Source organism: Bacillus sp. GMs2/2 (genome assembly GCF_050172095.1).
Lineage (GTDB): Bacteria > Bacillota > Bacilli > Bacillales > Bacillaceae_G > Bacillus_A > Bacillus_A cereus.
In genome coordinates this window covers 1-3,507 of the sequence record NZ_JBNLYE010000391.1, presented here as the reverse complement: position 1 = coordinate 3,507, position 3,507 = coordinate 1, and the positions used below count along the sequence as shown (strand labels likewise).

The window sequence follows — 3,507 nt, the reverse complement described above, 5'->3', positions numbered from 1 at the left end:
ATATTCGACACGAATTGATTGTTTTTTATGAATTTTCTTGAAAAATATTGTAATATCACTCCATTTTTTCTTCTATTTTGTTATGATGTTTATAATTAAATTGGATTAGGATTTTTTTAGAAAATGGGGGCGTATATTATGAGTGTCTCAGTAAAAGGAAATGAGCAATTAACCTCTCTATTGAACGACTGGTATCGATCTATGCTATCTCAGCAAGTTATAAAAGCTACTAATCTAAAAAAGAAAATTGATGAAAAAATTAGTAAGTTAAGCATTGAACCGAATCAAGAGCATCAGGATCAAAATTTGTTACTATACTATTCACTACTCGAATTTCGTTACAAGGTCTTAACAGATAGCCTTGGTATTCAACAAAATAGTTTTGATACTATTAGCGATTATGATATGCCTACAGATCAATTTCTACAATTCTATTATCATTTTTTCAAATCCATTCATTCCACTTTTATATCAAATTATACTGAGGCAGAGGAACATTATAAACTAGCAGAAAAAATATTGGTAGCTATACCAGATGAAATTGAACACGCCGAATTTTACTATAGAATTGCTACTTTCTATCACCATACCTATAACAATCTCGCTTCTATCGAATACGCAAATAAATCGAGAGCAATCTTTTCAAAGTACGAAGGTTATGAAGTAAAAACAGCCTTTTGTAATAGTTTGCTAGGTGGTTGCTGCATCTATTTAAAACAGTACGAACAAGCAGAAGAATATCTACATTGTGCAATTGATTTACTACAAAAAAATAGGGAAGAAGATTCCTTGTTATACGTAAAAAATACTATGGGGTGGCTGTATTCTGATCAAAGTATGTCTACTTTAGCTATTCGTCACCTTTCAGAAGTAACAGAGAAAATCCCTACACACTTCAAGGCCATCTTCCTACAAGCTAAGGAACATTATAAGTTAGGAGAACAATCAACGGCCAGCCAACTCATTGATAAGGGACTACAGATTTGCAGAGAGATTCATAACGAAGAATATACACACCACTTCTCTATTTTAAAAAAATTAAATGAAAATATTCCATTGGAAGAATTAGAAAAAATCATTCAAGAAGGAATCTTATACTTTGAGGAAGAAGAATTATGGGAATATGTTGTCGAATACGCCGAATTATTTGCCACAAAATGTAGACAATTAGAGAACCACCAAAAAGTAAGTGACTATTTCCATATTTGTTATCAAGCAAGACAAAAATCAATCGCAAAAGGAGTGTTAAAATAATGAAAAAAATTAGCTTATTATTATCAAGCATTGCTTTTATTGGGGTATTAACGGTGGGAATTTTTCAGTTTTCTAAAACAGATCAGCTTGCTACTCATGGGCATTATCCTGCTCCTTCATATAGTGTTGGCGATTATGGTGGTGCACCACCACAAATTTAATGTAAATGTATTTAAAAACCCTCCATTTGGAGGGTTTTTAAATGGCTTATCTGCCTGTTCAATACGCATAGAGAGTACATATTATACTTATTTACTATGTTATAAGATTTTTCATTTCCACTCTGTAACAAGATTCTAGCATTCTCTCCTAGAATCTCAACTTAAATCTTAAATCCACCAATTAACTCTTGAAGTTCTTCCGCCATCTGTGCTAATTGTATTGCTGAAGAATTTATCTCTTCCATAGAAGCATGTTGTTCCTCAGATGAACCAGCTATCGTTTGCATACTTGAAGAATTTTCTTTTACAGCCATAGCTATTTGATCAATCGATGTATCGACTTTCATTGCATCAGTAGTCATTGTATTAGATAGTTCCACCATATCATGCACTTTTGACACAATATCATTTGCAGATTTTGAAATCTCATAAAAACTTTGTTTTGTATCATTCGCAACCTTAATTCCCGACTGTACTTCTACGCCTACTTCATTCATAGCTTTTACAGTCTCATGTACGTCTGCTTGTATTTCTTTAATTAAACTTCCAATTTCCATTGAAGATCCGGATGATTGCTCCGCCAACTTTCTAACTTCATCGGCAACAATTGCAAATCCTCTCCCCTGTTCCCCAGCTCTAGCTGCTTCAATCGCTGCATTTAATGCTAATAAATTTGTTTGTTCCGCAATATTTTGAATCGCTTCTAATATACTGCCAATTTGCTGTGATTTCTTATCTAATAATTTTATGACATTATCGGATTGAGAAACAGAGTGATGGATAGACTGCATTTGTGTTACAGTTTGTTCTACTAATTGTTCACCTTCATTTGCTTTTTGTTTAGTGTATATGGATGAAGCCGATACTTCAGAAGCATTCTCAGCTACGTATTGAATATTTCGTGTTACCTCACCAATTAATTCAGCTCCAGACTCAACTTCATTATTTTGAACCTCTGCACTGTTCGAGATTTCTTCCATCTCTTTTGTAATTTGTTCTGTCGCAACACTTGCTTGCTCTACACTAGCAGTTAGTTCCTCAGAAGACGCAGCTACATGTCCTGCAGATGTGTTAATTTGAGAAATAATATTACGTAACGACTCTGCCATTGTATTGAAACTACCACCTAATTGACCAAGTTCATCCTTTGAACGAATATCTATTTTCTCGGTTAAATCTCCTTGACTAATTCTTTGAGCTGAAATGACTAATTGTCTTAGTGGAGTAATTATAGATTTGAGTATGAATAGAATTACAATTCCACCTAACAATAATGAAGCACCTATTATAGTGAGCGTTTTATAAAAAATAGGATTGGTAGCTTCTTCAATTTCTTTCGTAGGCATTACGCCAGCTATTTTCCAACCTGTTTTTTTATTTGTCTTAAAGCTTATATTTCGATCTTCACCATTGAGGCTATAAGTAATTACTCCATCTTCTGTCTTGTACAATTCATCCACTAAAGTTTTATCTAATTTCTCTCCAGGTTTTAGTGATGGATGAACAACTATAGTTTTATCTTGACTAACTATAGATACAAATCCTTGCTTCCCAATTTTTATCATTTTGGATGTTTTTACGATATCTTTAATATTCAAATCTACGCCAATGACACCACTTTTATCTGCATTCTGCTTTGCAATTGCAATTACCATATTTCCTGTAGACTTTGATTTATATGGAGATGAAACAATAATCTCTCCATCTGCTTTTACTGCATCCTTATACCAACTGCTTTCTAGCGGATTAAACCCTTCTGGTATTTTTCCAACAGGTGCATGAATAAATTGATTGTTACTGGATGCCGTATAAATCGTTTCTATCTCTGGATGTAACTGTATATATTGATCAAATTTATTCTGTACATTTTGCGATTGTTCAGGATTATAATCCCCTTGTGTGAGTACCTTTGCAAAATGAGTGATATCTGTATGCTTATTTTCTAATTCATCATCAACAATCTTATCTAAAATACTTATATTATCTTTTGCTGATTGTAGAATTGTTTCATTAAGATCTGTTTTTGCTTTATTATAAGATGATACTCCTACGATAAGGCTTGGTATAATTAATATTGCTATAAATGCCATAG

General features: G+C 33.0%; 3 protein-coding genes. 2 read left to right on the top strand and 1 reads right to left on the bottom strand.

Features of this window, described 5'->3' with window-relative positions; all coding sequences use genetic code 11:
* The first annotated feature begins 138 nt into the window (after positions 1-138).
* Positions 139-1,254 carry a Rap family tetratricopeptide repeat protein gene (locus ACQGS6_RS24835; RefSeq protein WP_000116963.1) on the top strand — a complete coding sequence of 372 codons (1,116 nt, stop codon included), beginning with the start codon at positions 139-141 and terminating at the stop codon, positions 1,252-1,254.
* A complete protein-coding gene (locus ACQGS6_RS24830; RefSeq protein ID WP_000724116.1) occupies positions 1,254-1,415 on the top strand; it encodes a hypothetical protein in 162 nt (53 codons plus the stop codon). The genes ACQGS6_RS24835 and ACQGS6_RS24830 overlap by 1 nt, the downstream gene beginning before the upstream one ends.
* Positions 1,416-1,576: 161 nt before the next feature.
* Here ACQGS6_RS24830 and ACQGS6_RS24825 read toward each other — a convergent pair whose 3' ends face one another.
* Positions 1,577-3,505, bottom strand: coding sequence for a methyl-accepting chemotaxis protein (locus tag ACQGS6_RS24825; protein WP_002005511.1), 1,929 nt, complete (start codon positions 3,503-3,505; stop codon positions 1,577-1,579).
* Positions 3,506-3,507 lie beyond the last annotated feature (2 nt).